We start from the raw sequence: 2262 nt of genomic DNA on the forward strand, positions 1-2262 counted from the left end.
CAATTCTGTTGATCGAAGAAAAATATTTTTCTTCTTCCTAATTCTCTCCTGCTACGCCATTATTTACAGCAACGTTTCGCCACTTAGCGATGTTGCGAACTTCGTAACGGATTATTTTCTGTTAAAGATAAAATTTCTTGCGAAACGTAAACGTGAATTCACCACAAAATTCGCAATATTGCTAAATGGCTGTTGTATGCTGTAATTATCCTTTCCACTTAACATAATTTGTTATTCCGCTTTCGTTCCAGTCAATTTTCAAAGTGTCTTTTGTAGCATTTTTAATTATACCAACACTAACATAATCATTGTAGTAAACTCTGATTGTATCTTGGTTTATTATGTAAGGCATATCTCCATCACCATCATAGTCTACAACATAAAATGATTTTTTAGTCAATTCAAAATCTGCATGTGGACCTTTTGGGTCATATGTCCAAATTCCAAAAAGTAATTTAGAATCATATTTCGATTTTATTATTTCACTCTGTTTTGGTCGGTCAATATTTTGTACACTTTCAATATCTGTATTCTTTTCGGAAATTGTTTCTACAATTCTATTTTCATTTTTTGGTAATGTTGAATTCTCAATGTTTGTTTCCTTGACGCTTGCTTTCTTCTGGCAAGAAATTGCAATTAACATACAAATAATTAATAAATATTTTTTCATCGTTCAGTTTTTCTATTATAGCATACAACGGAAAACGCTTGTAAATGTTGCGGATTATGAAAACTGGTTTTTCTGCTTAAAATGAACGTGAACATACTACGTAATTCCACTAAACCAGCAATAGTTACAAACGTGTGTTAGTGTATAGCTCTTCTATTTATTAAATACTAAAAAACAAAAAAATGTACAGAAAATTAAAAAGAACTTGGTCGCACAATGATGCTAATTACATCCCAAGATTTAAAGAAGTATTTCCCGAGCTGTCTAATATTAATAGCGATGACCTTGCTGATAGATTTATAGATTTAAAAATGGATTTCTACACAGAAGTTAAGACGCCAGTTAATTTATATACAAGATTTACGCTACCTATTGCTTTAGTTGTTATATTATTAATGTTTATTTATTTACCAATCAACTTTTTCATTACTGGGAATTGGGGGTTTACAATAAGCAAAAGTAATCCTAAACTATTAAATTGGCTGCGATCTTTGCGGTTATACTAGGGTTTACACTAACGGTTTTGGGCTTTGCGAAGGCTGGGTTTAGAAGTACGAATGTTCAAATTTAGCACAATGTTCATTAGAATTCCAAATGTTCAATTTAGCACTGAAGCCCAGCTTTTGCAAAACCCTTGTTAGCGGTAGTGCCTTTTATACTGCCTGTTTTTCAATTGTCCGTAATGCCTTTTTAATTATGTAAGCTGTTTCTTTCGTCTTACTTTCTTTCTCCCACTTTTTGCAAATGTTCTTTACAAAGTCAGGTTGTGTTTTACTTGCATCGTTCAGCCAATTTCCAACGCTGTCTTGAACATATTTTGCTTTGTCCGATTTCATAGGTTCTAAAATGGTCAAGCCCAATTCAGGATTATGTTTCAATTCTTCAATATGTTCACACCAAACGCCACGAGGTCGTGTCGCTTCACTTGCAAACCGTCTTACGTTTTCATCTTTATTTGCAGTCCAACTTCTCAATATATTTAAACTTTCTGATAAGTTTTTAGCAATGCTTGGTCTAACTGCTAACCAACAAATTTCTCTTACTCCAAAATGTTTGTCTGCCGAAAATGGTTGAATTTGTATGAGTTTTTGTGATATATCCAAATTTTGATTTTTGCCTATTGTATAAGTCGCCCAACAACGAATTAAGTCAGATTTGTGGGTTGATATTATTGCCAGTATTTCGGTGTCGTTATTTTTTATCGATTGCTCAAAAAATCCTGTTCCAATTGCTTCATTAATGGTGTTTACAGTTTGCTTTTTTAAGTTTTCAATATCAGCAAGGATTGGTTTTAGATATTTTGTCCTATTTGTCTGTTTGAGTAAATTTTCAAGCAAAAGTCGTTGGTCAACAGCCAACCACTCAACAAGGTTTGCGGTTTCAATTTGTCCGTTGTTAAGTTGTTCCAAGATTTCTTTTGGAATGTCTTTTGTCGATTTTGAACCTTTTCTTTTAACTTCTTTCATAATATATTTCTGTCAGTTATTGTCTCGTTTTCAGTTCTCGTGGCATTACCGCTAACGGTTTCGGGCTTGGCGAAGGTGGCGATTTTCACCACAAATGTTGATGCGGAGAACCAAACTTTGATTAAC

Annotated in this window: 3 protein-coding genes; 1 reads left to right on the forward strand and 2 read right to left on the reverse strand. The window is 33.3% G+C overall.

What is annotated here, in order from left to right; translation table 11 throughout:
* Positions 1-205: 205 nt before the first annotated feature.
* Positions 206-670 (reverse strand): hypothetical protein, encoded by a 465-nt coding sequence (locus H8R24_RS17060; protein ID WP_134355640.1) that lies wholly within the window; start codon positions 668-670, stop codon positions 206-208.
* Between the two features lie 182 nt (positions 671-852).
* Here H8R24_RS17060 and H8R24_RS18100 point away from each other — a divergent pair, with 182 nt between their 5' ends.
* Complete coding sequence (locus H8R24_RS18100) at positions 853-1176, forward strand: hypothetical protein (RefSeq protein ID WP_222621511.1); 324 nt, start codon at positions 853-855, stop codon at positions 1174-1176.
* A 147-nt stretch (positions 1177-1323) separates the two neighbouring features.
* On the opposite strand, the gene H8R24_RS17065 is transcribed toward H8R24_RS18100, so the two are convergent.
* Positions 1324-2136 (reverse strand): DNA alkylation repair protein, encoded by an 813-nt coding sequence (locus H8R24_RS17065; protein ID WP_187021427.1) that lies wholly within the window; start codon positions 2134-2136, stop codon positions 1324-1326.
* Positions 2137-2262 lie beyond the last annotated feature (126 nt).

The organism is Flavobacterium muglaense (assembly GCF_014305155.1).
GTDB classification, from domain to species: Bacteria; Bacteroidota; Bacteroidia; order Flavobacteriales; family Flavobacteriaceae; genus Flavobacterium; species Flavobacterium muglaense.

Coding starts and splice junctions, on each gene's coding strand:
- H8R24_RS18100 (WP_222621511.1), top strand. CDS start 853: ATGTACAGAAAATTAAAAAGAACTTGGTCGCACAATGATGCTAATTAC.
- H8R24_RS17060 (WP_134355640.1), bottom strand. CDS start 670: ATGAAAAAATATTTATTAATTATTTGTATGTTAATTGCAATTTCTTGC.
- H8R24_RS17065 (WP_187021427.1), bottom strand. CDS start 2,136: ATGAAAGAAGTTAAAAGAAAAGGTTCAAAATCGACAAAAGACATTCCA.